This window comes from Bacteroidota bacterium (assembly GCA_023957335.1).
In the GTDB taxonomy this organism is placed as follows: Bacteria; Bacteroidota; Bacteroidia; order NS11-12g; family UBA955; genus JALOAG01.
Map to the genome: position 1 here is coordinate 535,160 of JAMLHC010000001.1, position 18,882 is coordinate 554,041.

The 18,882-nt window shown below is 38.1% G+C and carries 17 protein-coding genes; 12 read left to right on the top strand and 5 right to left on the bottom strand.

The window, feature by feature from the left end; all coding sequences use genetic code 11:
* Position 1 precedes the first annotated feature (1 nt).
* The 3 genes from plsY to tpiA all read right to left on the bottom strand — a co-directional run bounded on the left by plsY (position 2) and on the right by tpiA (position 6,026).
* Positions 2–655, bottom strand: coding sequence for a glycerol-3-phosphate 1-O-acyltransferase PlsY (plsY, locus tag M9892_02200; GenBank protein MCO5253164.1), 654 nt, complete (start codon positions 653–655; stop codon positions 2–4).
* Between the two features lie 54 nt (positions 656–709).
* Complete coding sequence (locus M9892_02205; protein MCO5253165.1) at positions 710–5,182, bottom strand: hypothetical protein; 4,473 nt, start codon at positions 5,180–5,182, stop codon at positions 710–712.
* A gap of 79 nt (positions 5,183–5,261) precedes the next feature.
* Positions 5,262–6,026: a triose-phosphate isomerase gene (gene tpiA / locus M9892_02210; GenBank protein ID MCO5253166.1), complete on the bottom strand. Its 765-nt coding sequence runs from the start codon at positions 6,024–6,026 to the stop codon at positions 5,262–5,264.
* Positions 6,027–6,272: 246 nt separating this feature from the next.
* Here tpiA and M9892_02215 point away from each other — a divergent pair, with 246 nt between their 5' ends.
* Positions 6,273–7,091, top strand: coding sequence for a DUF4349 domain-containing protein (locus tag M9892_02215; GenBank protein MCO5253167.1), 819 nt, complete (start codon positions 6,273–6,275; stop codon positions 7,089–7,091).
* 21 nt (positions 7,092–7,112) lie between these two features.
* On the opposite strand, the gene yihA is transcribed toward M9892_02215, so the two are convergent.
* Complete coding sequence (gene yihA, locus M9892_02220) at positions 7,113–7,712, bottom strand: ribosome biogenesis GTP-binding protein YihA/YsxC (GenBank protein ID MCO5253168.1); 600 nt, start codon at positions 7,710–7,712, stop codon at positions 7,113–7,115.
* A gap of 75 nt (positions 7,713–7,787) precedes the next feature.
* Here yihA and ubiE point away from each other — a divergent pair, with 75 nt between their 5' ends.
* From ubiE to rpsU, 11 genes are all read left to right on the top strand, one after another.
* Positions 7,788–8,528: a bifunctional demethylmenaquinone methyltransferase/2-methoxy-6-polyprenyl-1,4-benzoquinol methylase UbiE gene (ubiE, locus tag M9892_02225; GenBank protein ID MCO5253169.1), complete on the top strand. Its 741-nt coding sequence runs from the start codon at positions 7,788–7,790 to the stop codon at positions 8,526–8,528.
* Entirely contained in the window at positions 8,501–9,220 is a 720-nt protein-coding gene (locus tag M9892_02230; GenBank protein MCO5253170.1) for a PorT family protein, read from the top strand. The genes ubiE and M9892_02230 overlap by 28 nt, the downstream gene beginning before the upstream one ends.
* On the top strand, positions 9,221–10,339 hold the full coding sequence (tgt, locus tag M9892_02235; GenBank protein MCO5253171.1) for a tRNA guanosine(34) transglycosylase Tgt: 1,119 nt from the start codon (positions 9,221–9,223) through the stop codon (positions 10,337–10,339).
* A 4-nt stretch (positions 10,340–10,343) separates the two neighbouring features.
* Positions 10,344–11,423, top strand: a complete 1,080-nt coding sequence (locus M9892_02240; GenBank protein ID MCO5253172.1) for an LptF/LptG family permease — start codon at positions 10,344–10,346, stop codon at positions 11,421–11,423.
* Positions 11,424–11,526: 103 nt separating this feature from the next.
* Positions 11,527–12,087, top strand: coding sequence for an elongation factor P (gene efp / locus M9892_02245; protein ID MCO5253173.1), 561 nt, complete (start codon positions 11,527–11,529; stop codon positions 12,085–12,087).
* 12 nt (positions 12,088–12,099) lie between these two features.
* Complete coding sequence (gene speB, locus M9892_02250; GenBank protein MCO5253174.1) at positions 12,100–12,999, top strand: agmatinase; 900 nt, start codon at positions 12,100–12,102, stop codon at positions 12,997–12,999.
* 6 nt (positions 13,000–13,005) lie between these two features.
* On the top strand, positions 13,006–14,160 hold the full coding sequence (locus M9892_02255) for a cysteine desulfurase (GenBank protein MCO5253175.1): 1,155 nt from the start codon (positions 13,006–13,008) through the stop codon (positions 14,158–14,160).
* Positions 14,157–15,260: a DNA-processing protein DprA gene (gene dprA, locus M9892_02260; protein ID MCO5253176.1), complete on the top strand. Its 1,104-nt coding sequence runs from the start codon at positions 14,157–14,159 to the stop codon at positions 15,258–15,260. The genes M9892_02255 and dprA overlap by 4 nt, the downstream gene beginning before the upstream one ends.
* Positions 15,260–16,144, top strand: coding sequence for a helix-hairpin-helix domain-containing protein (locus tag M9892_02265; protein ID MCO5253177.1), 885 nt, complete (start codon positions 15,260–15,262; stop codon positions 16,142–16,144). Before dprA ends, M9892_02265 begins: the two co-directional genes overlap by 1 nt.
* A gap of 167 nt (positions 16,145–16,311) precedes the next feature.
* Entirely contained in the window at positions 16,312–17,451 is a 1,140-nt protein-coding gene (locus M9892_02270; protein MCO5253178.1) for an acyl-CoA dehydrogenase family protein, read from the top strand.
* Between the two features lie 75 nt (positions 17,452–17,526).
* On the top strand, positions 17,527–17,721 hold the full coding sequence (gene rpsU, locus M9892_02275) for a 30S ribosomal protein S21 (protein ID MCO5253179.1): 195 nt from the start codon (positions 17,527–17,529) through the stop codon (positions 17,719–17,721).
* A 92-nt stretch (positions 17,722–17,813) separates the two neighbouring features.
* Here rpsU and M9892_02280 read toward each other — a convergent pair whose 3' ends face one another.
* The gene (locus tag M9892_02280; protein MCO5253180.1) at positions 17,814–18,854 is read right to left on the bottom strand and encodes a formimidoylglutamase; all 1,041 of its coding nucleotides are present in this window, start codon (positions 18,852–18,854) and stop codon (positions 17,814–17,816) included.
* Positions 18,855–18,882 lie beyond the last annotated feature (28 nt).

Below are 18,882 nucleotides of genomic sequence, written 5' to 3' on the forward strand. Positions count from 1 at the left end.
ATTACGCTTCTCCCCTATTTCGTTTACGAATTTTAATATTGGCTTTACTCTCGTTACCTGCCACAAGGCGTTTAATGTTTTTTTGGTGTGTTAGTACAACCATAATTGCAGCCGAGATACCGAATGCCATAAAAAAAGGTTCATCCGGTTTAAAAATAAAGAGCAATAACAAAGGGAAAGAAATTGTAGCAAGTATAGAACTCAATGAAACATATTTGGTTGAAAACAACACAACAAGAAACAAAGCCATGCATATCAAGGCAGGAACATAGTGTATTCCTATAACCATTCCCAAAAGCGTAGCAATTCCTTTTCCGCCTTTAAAATTTGCAAATACCGGTAGCACATGTCCTACCACAGCCATCAAGCCACAAAGAAGTTGAAGATTTACGAATCGAGCCGAATAAATATCTACAAATCCCAATAACCAAGGTAAAGAAGCAGCAATTAAGCCTTTAGAAATATCCATCATCAGCACAAATATTCCGGCTTTGGTGCCTAATACACGGAACGTGTTTGTGGCACCAGCGTTACCACTACCATATTCTCTGATGTCTTTTTCGTAGAGAGCTTCTCCAACCCATACACTACTTGGAATGGAACCAAGCAAGTAAGCTAAAACCGTCAACCCGAGTATAATTAGATTCTCTGTCAATTTTAGTTAAAGTTTCAAAAGTTTAAGGGCGCAAAGATATATTAATTTTCATCATTATTCAAATCGTCTCAACAGCTTATCTATAGAACGCGGTGTTCCCCTACGGAGACTATAGTCATCATTGGAAATTTTTTCTCCTTTGTCAAGAATAATTTGGTTGAATTTTTCATCGGTAGAATAGGCATACATCACTCCTCTGACATAATTCAAATAGATAAACTCATTGGGATTTAATTCGATATAAATATGAATGTCATCTCCGCTTCTTTTTTTATCCACCACGATGATGGCCCCAAAACGTTTGTTAATATTCACCCCATTAATAGATGCCAAATCAATGGAACCATTGCAAATAAAGGAGTTTGTTCTGTTATTAAAATACCAATTGGATGCAGCCACAAAGAACATTGCTTTTTCAGGCGCTCTCTCATTCACTTCTTTTATATACAAATCCGTGTCGAATATCTCTTTTACTTTATCTGTTGCTTTGCCTACAGATTTAAAGAATTGGCTTGTTGCAACAACATTTTCCGAGTTCAAATTACCACTGTTTTTCACACGGCTGACAACCGATTTAGAGGCAGCAGATGTAGCATAAAACTCAGGCAGATTAGCGGCAAATGTGCTAGTTTTTACACTCACCGAAGAACCATAATTCTCATTTTTAACAAGTTCAACCATTCTTGTAACAGCTTCTTTGGGTAATGGAAAATCAAAATAGAAAGACCAATCAAAATTAAAAGTAGTATCACTTTCTTTCCATTCAGAAGTGCCCGCAAATCCACTTTTTATACCGGATTTCACATTCAGACTCATACCATAACTTCCTTCAGTTTTGATGGTACGATTTTTATCATTTACCCTGATAACATTACCTTTCTCCTCTTTTTCGAACAACTTTCTTTTATCTCCCACAACAATATCACCGGTGTTATGGTCATAATATAGAACTCCCGAATCTAAGGTTACTTCGGGATTGGAGTAAGCTTGTTTCATCCCAAACAACATTGGATATACCCTTACGCTATCCCCAGCCACAAAGAGTCCCGTCAGCAAAGGTCGGTTGTCCACATTGCGTGCATTGTTCACATCAATCACTACATCCAAAGCATCCATTTCTCCCTTAAAACGCAACCATTGTCCGCTCACATAATCCATGGAATGAATAGGTTTTACAAAACCTGTATAAGTAATTGGTTTGTCTGTGCTGATAATTTTTGCCCAACCTTTATACCCAATCTCAACATCCAGATAAAAGCTCTGTGAATCCGTGATATTACCAACTCCCACTAAGTGTTTTTGCTCATCAATTTTAATGGAGTCCATATTGATCACATGCTGTTCTCCAAGCTTGGTTTTGAAGTCATATAATCCACTTGCACGAATATTATTCTTCCCGTAAATTTTTGTATGTGCATTATATATTTTGTGGTATTTATCTACTCTATTGGCTTCAATCAGAGAGCTGTCAAGCCTGTCGATGTCCGCATCTTTTCGTACAATTGCTTTGTTTGCAAAAGGATAGACTCTCGAATCTGCAACATCTATGAAAGGGATTTTCTCCATATATACCACATTTTCCTTCATATCAAAATCCGCATAAGAGCATTCAAACTTGAGTGAATCTTGGTCCGGCTTTGTGGAGACAAAGAAAGGTTTAACCGCAGGGAACTTAGTATTGGGACGCATTTCCATTCTTTTGTCATCCATTTTCCAAGTATAATCACTAAGGATTGTACCATATTGATTGGCCGGCAAATAGGTCATATTGTCGGGAGAATTGGCAATAAAATTACCTTTACGTTTATCAAAATCTATATGAGACTCAACATTAGATGTTTGGAAGGCAAATACCTGCGGATCAATGGAGAAGATTCGAATACCGGAAGTATCCGCATCTACTTTGTTTTTACCATAGATCATGTTCTTTGAGTAGAACTCTGCTTCGTTCCATTCTAATTGTCCGTTTCCGGCTAATGCAGTTGGTGAAAGGGCTAAAGTACCTCCAAATTTATAATGAGTTTGAAACACATTAAATTTGGTTTCGTTGTGTGTAACCAACATCTTGTCTTCGTAGGGCAACCAACGGGTTGTTACATCCACACCTGAAACCAGCGGATATTTGGAAGATTCCGGCAAATCAAATGTTTTGCTATTAGCTTGGGTTTCCTTGGGTAAAATCAAAAAGTCATCACTTTTGGTAGATGAGGTCTGGTATGTAATCTCTCCATTGCCATATAATCCTTTGTTACTTAAAGAAATATTCATTTTCCCATTACCCTTGCTTTTGTACATAGGCAAATCTATATCTTTTACAAAACCCAAAGAATAATCGGGTTGGATGGTGAGTTCATATCTGAAATCAGGAAAAATATCTGCCGAAATAAAAGTACCCGGTAGTTTCAAATTAGCAGCAGTAAAATCATTGAGATTAGTAATGCGAAAAGGATCTACTCCAAAATAGAAGCTTTCTTTTTTATAACTAAAGTTATGTGTCTGCTCATATTCATAATGCACTTTTGAACCTTTTTCAGAAGTAAAAATGGGGTAATCGGGATAATCCTTCTTTTTGAGTCCGGACTTATTCTTGGGATAGTCAAATTCAATGGTTCCATATAAATCAGACAATACAGATTGCACTTTGCGCAAAGCCTGTGTTGTTTCGTCCGGATAATACAACACCATGGAATCGTAGTAAGTATCTCGAATCATGAAAGCATTATAATCAAAATTAAAAGCTTTAGAGTAAAAATCGACTTTCCCTGCCCTAACAATCCCGCCAAAAGTCATATTGCGGTCTTTTTTGATGAGTACCTGCTGCTCATTAGGCACTGCAATACAGTTTTGGCTATCGCTAAAGGTAAACTTACGAACCCCTTCCACTTGCAGATTCATGTTGTTCAAACTCAGTGTAACATTTGGTCTGGCGGAAATAACTGAAAGCATTCGTACGACATCATAATCACGAACTTTCATATAATTATTTACATAGTTAAAGAGCCTGTCTCTCACTTCGATTGAGTCCGTTTTCATGTCATAAAAAATATAGCCATCATCGGCAAGGTTGATGATTTGCTCTTGGATATTTTCCTTTTTGCTGTTATAAAATGCGCAATAATCATCCAAATGGAATTTTCTTTGACGAGTTTTTAGCGAGTAATCCCGCATTCGGTAAAGAGGATTATATGCCAAAATACCTTGAACCTTTTCATATCTGAATTCCTTGAAAAAGTCGTTAGACTCAATTGCAACGGGCTTTTCGGGCGACATATTCCTAAATTCCACATAAGGTGTATTTTGTTTCCAAACAATTCGTTCCGCATCAATATCCACCCCATGAAAATTATCCTGAAAAGTCATTTGCATCAATCCTTTATCTCCTTTGTTGATGATAAGTTCTTTTTTATTGAAATCATACCGTATTTCTACTGCCGGATGGTAAATGGTTTTGTTGGAATCTAATAAAACCGTAAAAGAGGAATTCAAACTCAATACTACACCTTCGTCAATCTTAAAGGACTGAGATTGAAGAATCACGCGCGGTTTCTTATCTTGTAATAATGTGATAGTTACCGGGTCGGAGTTCACATTATCTCCGGTAATGACTTTGCCAATAAGCGAAAAACCTCCACTGTATGTTGCCATATCGCCCACCAAGCCGTCAATTTTTACATTACCTTTATAGCTTGAAAACTTTGGGTAATTTCCGTTTGCAAGCTGATCTTGGCTGGTAGAAAATGAAACCTGATCGGTAACTCTGCCTAAAACATCTCCTTTGAAATATTTAGGATAGCGCAAATAGGCACTATCAGCAGTGTAGGTACTGCCGGCAAGGTCAATTTTGTATGTTGTCAATCGGCATGATGCTTCTTCTTCTGCCATACCTACCCTTGACCAGTTTATCTTTCCATTTTTGCCCACCCATGTTACTTTGTCAGGATAAAAAACACCTTCTGTATCATAGATTTGCATCTTATCCAAAAATGCTTCTCCGGTCAGGTTGAGGTATTTAAACTTGATTGCTACTCTACCATCATAAATAAGTTCAAACTTATTATTATCCGCATACCATTTTAACTGATCGGTACTATAGAGTATGTTTTCTGCAAAAAGTTTATTGGCTGTTTGTAGGAACGCTAGGTATTCCTTTGCATTCTTTGCCAACAGTTTACCACTGATATTCTGCCATTGCGTGAGTACTTTTTTGTCAATATTATTCGCAAAATAATAGTTGATGGTACTGACAAAAAGTTCGAAATATGGCTGCACAGTGAGCTTCCTAAACAACATATCTTCGCAGATATCTCTAATTGCCATTTTTTCTTTTTCATCAAACTTTCCTGCATCCCAGGCTGCTTTAAACTTTTGTGCCTCTTTGGCTACGTGTTCTTGCCCATTATCCATCATGTGTTTTACCAACTCATTGATAAAAACCTCAGGCTCGGACGAAAAACTTTTCTGTTGCGCATTGAGCAATGTGCAAGAAAAAAGTAAGATAATAGATAGTAGGATTTTAATTTTATTCATATACCGTTCGATGAACTTTTTACTAACGACAAGAGTACCGGTATATTTGTTCCGATTTCAAAAATCATTCCACAGAATTTCAACCTGCTGCTTTAATAATTTCACAAAAATCTCTGGATTTAAGAGAAGCCCCGCCAACCAAACCTCCATCAATATCTGGCGCTGAAAACAACTCCTTTGCATTATCCGGTTTTACACTACCTCCGTAAATGATGCGGATACCGGCAGCAATTTCAGGAGAAAATATTTCGGCTAATTCTTCTCTGATATAGGAATGAACATCCTGTGCTTGCTCGGTTGTGGCAGTCTTGCCCGTGCCGATTGCCCACACGGGCTCATAAGCAATGATGAGCTTGGACGGCTGAATATCATTATCAACACCTTCCATCCCTTCCCACAACTGTGTTTTTATCACATCCCACAAATCACCATTTTCTCTTTCGTCAAGTGTCTCACCTATGCAATAAATAGGTGTCAAACCAGCGCCTATTACTTTTCTGATTTTTTGATTCAACAATTCATTTTCCTCTGAAAAATAGTGTCTGCGTTCTGAGTGACCAATAATCACATGTGTACAGCCCACACTTTTGAGCATCTCAACAGAAATTTCTCCGGTATATGCTCCCGAATTTTCTTGATGCACATTTTGTGCGCCTATTTGGATATTGTGTTTTTCTATATTCTTTGCAATGGATGCAAGGCTAATATAGGGTGGAAACAAGATAATTTCAGCATCATTGCGGATTTCATCTTTGACAATCCCTTTGATTTCAGTTACTAACCCTAAAGATTCATTAAGGTCTTTGTTCATTTTCCAATTTCCGGCAACAATTTTTCTCCTCATTATCATAGACTCTTTGTTTGAATTGGCGCAAAAATAAGGTTTTATTACTCGAATCATACATAGTGTTCTGCCTTGCCCCTCTACTATATCCTATGCGCTTAGTGTAGTTAAAACATAAGTCAATTAACTTTCTTGTCCTGTTCTACATTTCGAACCATAGAAAAAAATGATGGATTGATTTTTTAGTATAGATATCACAAAAACATAAATTTACCTTTTTTGCGTTTAATGCAATTAAACATCATTATGAACAGTACACTTAAAATCTTTGCATTGGTAGCTATTACCATATTCTTGGGCTGCAATACCCATCAAGAAAACCCTCAGTCATCTGATGCTGCTTTAGAGAAATCTTTTACAGAAAATAATATAAACCCATCGGAAGACAACCCCAACAAAAGCATAGAACGAAAAATCATCAAAGAAGGCAGTATCAGTTTCGAATCTTCTGATGTAAAAGCTACCAAGTCATTGATTTCCAAAACTCTCTCTGAGTTACACGGTTATTATGCCGATGATAATATTTACGATTATGAAGACAAGACAGAATATGCTGTAACCATTCGCATTCCCGCCAATATGTTTGACTCCTTATTAGACAGGATTTCTCAAAATGCAAAAAAAATTGACAGCAAAAACATAAATACACTTGATGCAACCGAAGAGTTTATTGATATAGAGGCACGTCTGAGAAACAAAAAGGAATTAGAAAATCGATATAAAGAATTAATAAAGCAAGCAAGGGGTGTTGATGAGATACTATCCATAGAAAAGGAAATCAACACATTAAGAAGTGACATAGACGCAATGGAAGGCAGATTGAAATATCTCACAGACAGAGTTGCATATAGTACCCTTAATGTAACTTTTTATGAGAAAAAAATTCCGGAGTTCGGCTTTGGTTCCAAGGTTGTTAGCGGCATAGTCAACGGCTGGTCAAATCTGTTGTGGTTTTTGATTGGATTAATCAATTTGTGGCCATTTATGATTTTAATTGGTGGAACAATATTCATTTACAAACGCTATAGACGTAAGCACAAAAAAATAACAAAAACTAACAATTAAGCATGAATCAGAACAGGGAATTTATCTCGTAAAACTTTTAATAAACTTAAGAATATCTTCCCTGCCTTCGCCCGTAAGCGATGAACAAATGAATTGCTGTGGCAATTCCTCCCAATCTTCTTGCAGAGCTTCATTATATAGTCTCACCGTAACTTCGATTTCTTTGGGTTTTAATTTATCTGATTTAGTAAAAGCCATCATAAACGGCACCTTGTTGTATGCACACCATTCCATAAAATCCAAGTCAATTGCTTGAGGTTTGTGTCTAATATCAATCAACAAAAAGACCCCAAACAATTGCTGTCTTTTTTTCAAATAATTTTTAACCAGACCGCTCATTTCCATCCTATTAACCATTGAAGTTTTGGCGTATCCAAATCCGGGCAGGTCCACCAACATCCAGTTTGTATCTATCTCAAAACACACAATTTGTTTTGTTTTACCGGGTTTTGAGGATGTTAGCGCAAGTTCTTTTCTGCCGGTCAACATATTGATGAGTGAAGATTTGCCCACATTTGATCTGCCGATAAAAGCAAATTCGGGTTTATGAAAATCCGGCATAATCTCATAGTTAGGATAAGATGCCTTAAACAAAGCGGTTTGCACTAATTTATCACTCATATTCGTTCGTAAAAAGGGCGATATAAAGACTATATTTGCCCCTCCAAAATTATTCGTGCAAATATAATTTAATTAATGCAAGAAGCACAAAATACAGTAAAGCCGGACATGTCTTCAGAGCTTGGCAAGAAAGACCAAGTTGTAGAAATGTTTGATTCGATATCTAAGAGATATGATTTCCTAAATCGTTTTCTTTCTTTGGGTATTGACCAATCATGGAGGAGAAAAGCTATCCAAAGCATTTTGCCTATTAATCCCAAAAAAATATTAGATGTTGCTACCGGCACAGCCGATCTTGCCATAGCTGCCACCAAATATGCAAAGCCTGAATCCATTACCGGAGTGGACATTTCTCCCGAAATGTTGAATATTGGTAAAGAAAAAATTACAAAAGCCGGGCTTACGGATATTATTTCTCTTCAAATAGAAGACTCAACTAAATTATCATTTGCCGACAATGCTTTTGATGCTGTAACGGTTGGATTTGGAGTACGCAATTTCGAAAATATGCAAGCAGGACTTGCGGAAATATTCAGGGTGATTAAACCCGGTGGCATGGTGGCGGTTTTGGAGTTCTCACAACCCACCACAATCATTGTCAAACAATGTTATAACTTTTATTTTAAAACAATTTTACCAACTTGGGGACGTTTAGTTTCAGGGAACAATAGAGCATATTCATATTTACCTGCATCGGTTTTGGCTTTTCCAGACGGACAAAGGTTTTTGGATATTCTTACAAACTTAGGATTTAAACAATCTAAACAGAAAAAATTAACTTTTGGGATTTGCAGTCTATACACCGCTATAAAATAATCTTCTGTTGCCTGCTGCTGTTGCCGGTATACAATGCACATGCACAATGGTTTAAACGTACCTTAGGAGGAGAAATTGACCCTTTGCGTTATGAAAGAGCTCCTTTTCACATGGGCTTTTCCATTGTCGGAGATTATGGCAAATTCAAGATTGTACCGGTAGAAAGTTTGCTCAGTCAAGATTCTTTGCTTAGCATTCGTACCCAAGGCTTCCCGGGTATTGGATTTGGTGGAATTATGAACTTGCGTTTGAGCAAACATTGGCATATACGTGCACTGCCTCAACTGAATTTCAATCAACGCAATGTTTTTTTTGAATTTAGAGACAGAACTGACATGATTGAAGTTGAGAGTATTACATTTGACATTCCTGTGTTAATCAAATACCAAGGAACTCGACACAATAACTACAATATGTATGTGATTGGAGGCGTGCGTCCTTCGCATGATTTTTCTGCAAAACAAGACAAACAGCGCGGACCGCTTATCAAGCAGGTTGCACTCAGAAAACAATCCATTTCCTATGAATTCGGGTTTGGTTTTGATATTTACACCACATATTTCAAATTTTCTCCCGAAATCAAAATGAGTAATTCTATTACCAATGTGATTTCCAAAGATTCGTATATCTATAATGGCTCTATCAATTTTCTTCAAACCCGATTATTTCAGATTTCCTTTCACTTTGAATAAATGAAATTTACGCTTACCCATTCCTTGTCTGACAGCCATGCCAGAGCCGGCACTATCGAAACGGCACATGGAATTATCAACACTCCTGTTTTTATGCCGGTGGGTACACAAGCTACTGTCAAAGGTATTTACAGAGAACAGCTAAGCGATGATTTAAAAGCCAAAATTATACTTGGAAACACCTACCATATTTATCTCAGACCCGGAATAGAAATCATCAAACAAGCAGGTGGACTTCATCGGTTTATCGGATGGGAGAATGCAATGCTCACAGACAGTGGAGGATTTCAGGTGTATTCACTTTCAGCAAATAGAAAACTCAAAGAAGAAGGAGCTGATTTCAAGTCACATATTGACGGCTCAAAACACTTTTTCACTCCTGAAAATGTGATGGATATTCAGAGAGCCATAGGAGCTGATATTATAATGGCTTTTGACGAATGTGCACCCTATCCTTGCGACTATGACTATGCAGAAAAGAGCATGGAACTCACCCATCGTTGGCTCAAAAGGTGCATTACGCGTTTTGATAACACTGAACCTCTTTACGGATATAATCAAACGCTTTTCCCCATAGTACAAGGCAGCACCTATCCTGATTTGAGAAAACGTTCAGCCGAATTCATTGCTTCGTGCGACAGACCCGGCAATGCAATTGGGGGTGTATCAGTTGGCGAGCCAACAGAATTAATGTATGAAATTACCGAAACTGTTTGTGCTATTCTGCCTAAAGACAAACCTCGTTATTTGATGGGAGTTGGCAAACCCGAAAATATTTTGGAAGGTATCTCTATGGGTGTTGATATGTTTGACTGTGTAATGCCTACACGCAACGGCAGAAACGGTACTGTTTTTACAAGCGAAGGGATTATCAACCTAAAAAACACAAAATGGAAAGATGATTTTTCTGCGTTAGACCCCATATTAACACCGGAATACAGCAAAGCTTATATCAAACATCTTTGCATGGCGCAAGAAATGCTCTTTGCGATGGTGGCAAGTATGCAAAACCTCAGACTCTATATGTGGCTTATGGAAAATGCCAGAGAAAAAATAAAAGATGGTACTTTTGAGAGTTGGAAAAGACAAATTTTACCCAAACTGACAAGAAAATTATAGCCAAATGCTTAAAAGGATTGACAAGTACATCATCAAAACTTTTCTTACCACATTCTTGGTAACCTTGGGGCTATTCAGCATCATTATTATTGTATTTGATATAGGAGAAAAACTGGATGATTTTATTACCAATAAAGCACCTGTAAAAGAGATTATTGTTAATTATTATTTCAACTTTATTCCGCAAATCATGAATATGTTTAGTCCCATATTTGTGTTTGTTTCGGTCATCTTTTTCACTTCCAAAATGGCACAACGCACTGAAATTGTTGCCATTCTTGCATCCGGTGTTTCATACAAAAGATTTTTAAGACCTTATATATACACTGCCTTGATATTGGGTGTACTCTCATACTTTCTCAACGGCTGGATTATTCCTCATGCAGACAAAAAGCGAGCAGCATTTGAAAACACATACACTCGCAATAAATTCCATTCTCGTTCCGGCATTCACCGCCAAATCAAGCCTGATGTTTTTTTGTCCATTGACTGGTTCAGCCAATACGACAGCTCCGGCACAAATGTTACCTTAGAACAATATAAAAACGGGCAACTGATTTCCAAAACGTATGCACGCAGAATGAGTTTTAATTATGGTGCGGAGAAATGGCAATTACAAGATGTTTTTTCACGTGAATATAACAAAGACGGCAGTCAGACCATTCACAGCTACAACACCTTAGATACTGCTATTCAATTTGATCCCTCAGACTTTTTCTTAAGGGTAGAAGATTTACAAACTTTTGACAACAACGAACTCACCAAGATTATTCACGCTGAACAAGAAAGAGGCTCAGAGAATGTATATTTATATACAACAGAAAAGTACAGACGCATGGCATCTCCCTTTTCTACTTTTATTCTGACCATCATCGGAGTTTGTGTTTCATCCAAAAAAACACGTGGAGGAATCGGTGTCAGCCTTGGGATTGGAATAGGTTTGAGTTTCAGTTTTTTGTTTATCGTGCAATTTTTTAACAGTTATGGCGCAACAGGCTTGCTTAGTGCCCCGCTTGCAGTCTCCATTCCCAACATATTATATTTAGGTATTGCCTGGATATTATATAAAAAAGTACAAAAATAGCTTCGACAGATTCCAAATAATTGCTTGGAAATTGCAACTTGGCACAGAGTATTTGATTAATTTTTTCATATTTTTGCACTCCAATTTTTAACCAGAACCTATTATGGCAAAAGCATCAGACTTATCTAACGGAGCCATCATCCGTTTCAATGGCGAACTGTACCAGATTACTGAATTTATTCACAGAACGCCCGGCAACCTGCGTGCATTCTATCAAGCAAAAATGAAAAACCTGCTTTCAGGCAAATCAGCAGAATATCGTTTTGGCACAGATGAAGCTGTTGAAATGGTGAGAGTAGAAGTGCGTGAATTGCAATACTTATACAAAGATGGCAACAGTCTTGTGTGCATGGACAACGAAACTTTCGAGCAAATCTACATTCCTGAAACCATGTTTGGCGACACTGCTTCATTCATGAAAGAAGAGATGAAAGTACTTGCTTCTTTTGAAGGTGATAGAGTTATCTCCGCAACCGGACCGAACCACGTGGAATTGGTTATTACTTATACCGAACCGGGCATTAAAGGCGACACTGCTACCAACACTTTAAAACCGGCAACACTCGAAACCGGTGCACAAGTAATGGTTCCACTTTTCTGCGATGAAGGTCAAAAAGTAAAAATAGATACCCGCACAGGTCAATACGTTGAAAGGGTTAAGTAATTCATTTTCACAATGAAAGTATTAGGCACAGAAGATAATTTTCTTGGGATAGAAGACCCGAGTTTGTATCAATATGACTCCAGCAAGGTACTCATTCAGTCTTTCCCTTATGAGCATACTTCATCCTATTTGCAAGGCTCAAACATTGGACCTGAAGAGATCTTGAAGGCTTCGCACTATGTTGAATTTTATGATGAAGAGACTGACCACGAAGCATTCCGAAAAACAGGTATCTGTACCTTAGTCCCTTATGAAATCGGAGGCAGAGTAAATAAAGAAGCCATTGATTTTTTGTATCAACAAACCAAAGTTCATATTGGAAACGGTAAATTTGTAGTAACCCTTGGGGCAGAACATTCTATAGCTGTTTCTATGGTAAAGGCTTACCAAGATAAATATCCGAATCTTAAATGTTTACAGATTGATGCACACTCCGATTTAAGACAAGCATATCAAGACAACCCATACTCGCATGCAAGTGCGCTGGCAAGAGTCTTTGATTTGGGAGTTCCGCTCACACAAGTGGGTATCAGGGCTCAGTGCATTGAAGAATCTCAACTCATAAAGAATAATCCCGACAAAATCCATACATGGTATGCACACATGGTACACAGCACTCCTAATTGGATAGATAGAGTTGTGGATACACTCCAAGGTGCGCCTGTTTATATAACCATTGATGCAGACGGGTTCGACCCGGCTGTAATGCCTGCAGTTGGCACAGCTGAACCAAACGGATTGAGCTGGCATCAGGGAACTCAGTTATTAAAAAAAGTAGCCGAAAAATGTAATGTAGTAGGTTTTGACATTGTTGAAATTGCACCTAAAGAAGGTGAAATCCTCACTCAGTTCAACTGTGCCAAATTGCTTTATAAATTCATTTCCTATTTGTCTTTTTACAACAAAATCTAATCTGCTATGAAACCGGCAGACAATAGGGTTTACTTTGACAATGCTGCCACCACACCGATGGACAGTAGGGTTATCGAGACCATGCAGGCTCTTTTGGCTCATAATTTTGGAAATCCTTCATCCATTCATGCAGAAGGCAGAAAAGCCAAGACCGTACTTGAACAAGCACGCAAATGCATGGCTAAATTGCTGAATGTATCTACTTCCGAAATTATTTTCACATCCGGTGGAACTGAGGCAGACAACACCGCACTCCGCATGGCAGTAAAGTCATTAGGAGTAAAAAATATTATCACCTCCCCAATTGAACATCATGCTGTCTTGCATACACTTGAAGAACTTGAACAAGATGCGAAAATTAAAATTCATTGGCTCAAAGTAGATAGTCAAGGCAAAATAGACACAATAGAGCTGCAACAAAAATTGTCACAAAACACCCACTGCTTGGTCAGTTTGATGCATGGGAACAACGAAATCGGAACCATGAATGACCTTGTAGAAATCGGCAATATTTGCAAGCAAAATAACGCCCTTTTCCATTCAGACACTGTTCAAACGATAGGTCATTACCCTATTGACTTAGGCGCACTCAACATAGATTTTGCAGCAGGTTCTGCACATAAATTTAACGGACCCAAGGGCGTAGGATTTTTGTATGTTGCAAAAAAGCACAAAATCTCTCCCTTCATTACCGGTGGCAACCAAGAACGAGGATATAGAGCAGGCACCGAAAACATAGCCGGTATCGCAGGAATGGCTAAGGCACTGGAAGTAGCATTGGCTGAACTCTATTCTGACCGAGTCAGAATCGAAGGTTTGAAAAATACTTTCAAAAAAATGCTGGTTCAAAATTTTTCTGAAATTAGCTTTGTAGGTGACAACCACAATTCTCTATACACCGTCCTAAACACGTCATTTCCGCCTATTTTGACTGCAGATTTATTTTTATTCCAATTGGATTTGCACGGCATTTCGGTGTCTGCAGGCAGCGCATGCGCATCGGGCGCAAACAAAGGCTCGCATGTATTAGAAGCGATTGGTGCTAATCCGAAAAGAAACTATATTCGCTTTTCGTTTGGCAAGTACAATACTGCAGAAGAACTTGGTCTTGTAATAGAACGCATAAAACAAATATTTAAAGAACAGCAAGCAAGCCAATGACACAGGAAGAACTCATGTATGGGATGGCACTCAAAAATGTTCCCAACATTGGCGATAAGTCTGCAAAAAATTTAATTGCCTATTGTGGTTCTGCCGAAGCAGTTTTCAAATCAAAAAAAAGTACCCTGCTCAAAATACCGGATATCGGTATCAAATCAGCGGAATCCATTGCCGGATATCGCGAATTTGACAAAATCACACAAGAAATTGAATTTGCGCAAAGCAAGGACATCAACATCTATTTCTATTTTGACAAAGAATATCCTCAAAGGCTCAAAGACTGCAACGATTCGCCCCTTTTTATTTTTGTCAAAGGAAACACCAATCTCAATGCTCAAAAAGTTTTGGCAGTTGTAGGCACCAGAAACGCCACTCAATACGGTAAGGATTTCTGTTATTCCTTAGGACAAGCGCTGAATGGCACAGGTTGTTTGATTGTGAGCGGACTTGCATTTGGAATCGACACCCATGCACACAAAGAAGCACTGAAAGCTCATTTACCTACGGTTGCTGTATTGGGACACGGACTCAAGACTATTTCACCTCCGCGCAATCGCAACCTTGCTAAAGAAATATTAGACTCAGAGGGGGCACTTATAACAGAATTCTTATCTGAAGAACCACCCAATCCTGAAAATTTTCCGCAACGAAACCGCATAGTAGCAGGCATGTGTGACGGGCTAATCATTGTAGAGAGCGGAATCAGAGGCGGTTCTATGATTACAGCCGAACTTGCATGGGGATATGACCGTGAAATCTACGCACTGCCGGGTAGAATCAATGATGTGCATTCATTGGGATGCAATAGGCTCATAAGCACTAACAAAGCCATGAGCATTGAAAATGCCGAAAAACTGGTTGAATACTTAGGGTGGAATCAACAAGGACAAGCAAAAAAATTACCGGTCAATATAGAACAAAACCTGAGTGAACTTGAAAGAAAAATATTCAACTTGATGCGTTCAGGCGAAAAGCATATTGACAACTTATCTGCAGAAGCAGGTATGGGGCTTAGTAATTTATCTATGTTGCTGTTAGACCTTGAATTTAAAGGTATTATAGTTTCACTGCCAGGCAAAGTCTATAAATTGCGTGCCTGATGAAACCGATTTGGAAACTAAAACTTAAAGCCTATTTTTCTTTTAATCATTACGAGAAAATAATAGTCTGGATTTTTATTACCCTTTTGATTGTATTGTCAGGAACCATGTTCTATGTCAATCGCAAACACTTTGATTCACACACTCCTCTTACTAACAACAAAGCACTTACTGACTCTTTGCAAAAATTGATTAGCAACCGAAATGAGAAAAAACAAACCGAAACTGCCCAGCCTTTTTATTTCAATCCTAACACAGCAGATAGTTCCACATTAGTATCACTTGGATTCTATCCTAAACTTGCTGCCAGACTTATCAAATACAGAACAAAAGCACCGTTCAAAAAACCCGATGATCTCAAAAAACTTTATGGAATCAACGATGATTTTGTGGATGAACTGGCATCTTTTATGATTTTTGAAAAAGCTATCGAAACCCCTATAATCACTACAAAAATCCCTGCTTCCACTATAAAAAAAGAGAGCATCAAGATTGAATTGAACACAGCACAAGCCGAAGAGTTCATGTTGATGAAAGGTATTGGAGTAAAGCTGAGTAAACGCATTGTTACCTATCGTGAAAATCTGGGCGGCTTTCTCAACCAATGGCAACTGCTTGAAGTATGGGGTATTGACTCATCTATCATTATACAAAATGAAGAATTGTTTACCATTGACACTTCACACATACAACATATTTCCATCAATACTGCCGATTGGAAAACATTAAACAAACATCCTTATATTCAAGGCAGAGAAGCTTCTCTGATTATAAATTACCGATTACAACACGGCAATTACCAATCTATTAATGATGTAAAGAAAATTAAAGCATTGTCGAAAGAATTCATTGACAAAATTGAACCCTATTTGATATTTGAGTAACAGATAGAGGTTAAGTTTATTTGCCAACATCTTGCACTTCTACCAATTATTCTGATTTTGTGCGCAATTCTTTATTGTCACTTATGCCCTCCATTTGATTCAAATTTGCACACAGAAATTTAAACCCTTATTTTCGCACACTTATTTAAAAATAAACCTACGAAAAAATGAACTTCGAAATTTCTGAAAGCCAACAAATGATTCGCGCAACTTGCCGAGATTTTGCTGAAAAATATATTCGTCCTGATTTTATGAAATGGGATGAATCTCAAGAGTTTCCGTTAGAATTATTTCACAAAATGGGAGAATACGGATTAATGGGCGTAATAGTTCCGGAGAAATACAACGGTTCTGGACTTGGGTACTTCGAATACATGGATGCCATCATAGAAATTTCCAAAGTTTGCGGTTCCATCGGATTGTCAATGGCAGCCCATAATTCCCTTTGCACAGGGCATATTTTGCAGTTTGGCAATGAAGAGCAAAAAGCCCAATGGTTGCCCAAACTTGCCACAGGAGAATGGATCGGTGCGTGGGGGTTGACAGAAGCCAATACCGGCTCTGATGCCATGCGCATGCAATGTGTTGCCAAACAAGACGGCAATGACTGGGTTATCAACGGCTCTAAAAACTGGATAACACATGGCAAAACAGGCAATGTGGCTGTAGTGTTGGCAAGGACAGGTGAATTATTAGACTCGCATGGGATTACTGCTTTTGTGGTAGAGAGAGGCACTCCGGGTTTCAAAGCCGGGAAAAAAGAAAATAAGCTCGGGATGCGAGCTTCCGAAACTGCCGAAATGATTTTTGAAAATTGCAGAATCCCAAAAGAAAATATCTTAGGTGAAGTAGGCAAAGGGTTTATTCAGGCAATGAAAATTCTGGATGGAGGACGCATTTCTATTGCTTCTCTCTCCTTAGGCATTGCAATTGGTGCGTATGAGGCAGCACTGAAATACTCAAAAGAAAGACATCAATTCGGGAAACCTATTTCCGACTTTCAAGCCATTTCTTTTAAACTGGCTGATATGAAGACTCAAATCGAAGCCGCAACATTACTTACTCAACAAGCTGCTGACCTGAAAAACAAAGGGTTGAGCGTAAACAAAGAATCTGCATTTGCAAAATACTATGCATCTGAAGTGGCGGTTAAATGCGCCACCGAAGGAATACAAATTTTTGGCGGTTACGGATACACCAAGGACTTTCCGGCAGAAAAATATTACAGAGATTCTAAACTTTGCACCATAGGCGAAGGCACTTCGGAGATTCAAAAGCTCGTAATAGCAAGGGCTGTATTGAAATAATGAAAATTAAAATCATTTTTTGGCAGAATAAGAATTAACATTATATTTGCAATCCCAAAAAAAGGAAGTGGATAAATGCTAATAGTTAACATCAAAGAAAACGAGTCATTAGACAGAGCTTTAAAGAAATTCAAAAAGAAATTTGAAAGAACCGGAGTTGTAAAAGAACTTAGAGAAAGACAAGCTTTCATTAAGCCTTCAATCAAAAAGAGAAAGCAAATGATTAAAGCCCGTTACCGTCAACAGATGCAAAACGAAGAAATGGCTTAATCAATAAATTGAAAAGATATACAGAGCTGTCCCCTGCGGGCAGCTTTTTTTTTATATACTAAATTATTATCGAACCTCTTACAATAGTCCAATCAACTTTTGGAACTCATTGCTGCTTTTACAAAATCTGTAATCAGATAACTAATCAACTTTCCCACCAAATTTGGATTTTTATCATCCCCGAGCAAAGGAGCAGATTCGCACATATGAACATAAGAAACATTGGGCTTAGAAGCAAAAAAATGCACAAAACGCCTGATAATTTCAATATCAAACCCGCTGGCTGTCATAGCACTACTGGGAACAAAAGCCAGTGAATCTAAATCTAACTCTATTCCAAATGGCTTCGAATCTATAAAAGCAGAAGCATCTATCATGGCGGACTCAAATGTTTTTTCGCATCTCACAGTCATCTGTTCATAAGAGGAAAATTGTATGCGCTCCTTTTTATCAAAAAGTGTCTGAAAAATATTTGATGAGGTATAATTTTCATGTAATCCAAAAATGAAGTATCGGTGCAAAAAACCTTCCTCATAAGCATAAGAAAAGCCGTTGCCTGAATGCCTTCCCTCCAAAGCTCTAAAATCGGTGTGAGCGTCAAAATTGACAACATTCAACGGTACTCCCTTCCCTAACGAAGTACCTTTTATATTGCCATAAGAATTATTGTGTCCGCCACCAATCACAATCGGGATTTTGCCTGCTGATACAACAGCTTGAATAATGGGCGTGAGTTTTCGGTCAATTTCTGCCACCAAATTGCGCAATTGCATGAGTTCATCTGGATTTTGTGGGTTTAAGGATTGTGCTTTTTGCATTTGTTCTTCCACATCAAGACTTCCTAACACTAAAATTTCAGAACCTTTAATCAGATGATTGGATTGAGTATTGACAAGGTTTCTCAAAGCATTATCCCAAGCAGAAGCTGCCCCGATTCTTCCAAAGTTAGCTTTCACTCCCACATCCTCCGGCACCCCTAAAAGTACAAACCTCGCAGAAGAAGTTTTAAGATAATCTTCAACAGCAAGGTGTTCAGGAATGATATCAAAACACTCTCCCAACTTAGTTTCACCTTCTCTGACAGAAGTTATTTTCAGCAAATCAGATTTGGATATTGTAAACAGATTCTTCATGATAAACCCTCTGCGAATGTAGAAATTT